Genomic DNA, 383 nt, shown 5'->3' on the forward strand with positions numbered 1-383 from the left:
TATAATAGAAAATAAAAAAAGAGCATCGGTCGCACCCGATACTCTACGAAATTATCCTCGAAAGGACATTCCTAATATGCAAGATTATTATAACATGAATCAAACCACTTTGAGTATTGCCTTGGATTACCAACCAGAAGATCATCATTCTGCTCGTTACATCAACCAGCTTGTTGAGAGTTTAAAACTAAAATATGATTACCAGTTTGGCCGTCCGCGGGAATATAACCTCGGTGCCATGTTAAAACTGGTCCTTTTAGCGTACAGCTATGGCATTTTCAGCAGTCGTAAAATTGAACGGTTTGCCCGTGAAAACAAGCCAGCTGGGTGGTTAATTGCCGACCAAATTCCGTCCTACCGGACGATTTGTCGCTTTAGAATTT

General features: G+C 40.5%; 1 protein-coding gene. It reads left to right on the top strand.

The annotated features are described in order from the left end of the window. Positions 1–76: 76 nt before the first annotated feature. Positions 77–383: transposase (locus tag MZO41_RS16575; protein ID WP_252129719.1), on the top strand; the 307-nt coding region annotated here is incomplete at its 3' end.

It is taken from the genome of Lactiplantibacillus sp. C232, assembly GCF_023806725.1.
In the GTDB taxonomy this organism is placed as follows: domain Bacteria; phylum Bacillota; class Bacilli; order Lactobacillales; family Lactobacillaceae; genus Lactiplantibacillus; species Lactiplantibacillus plantarum.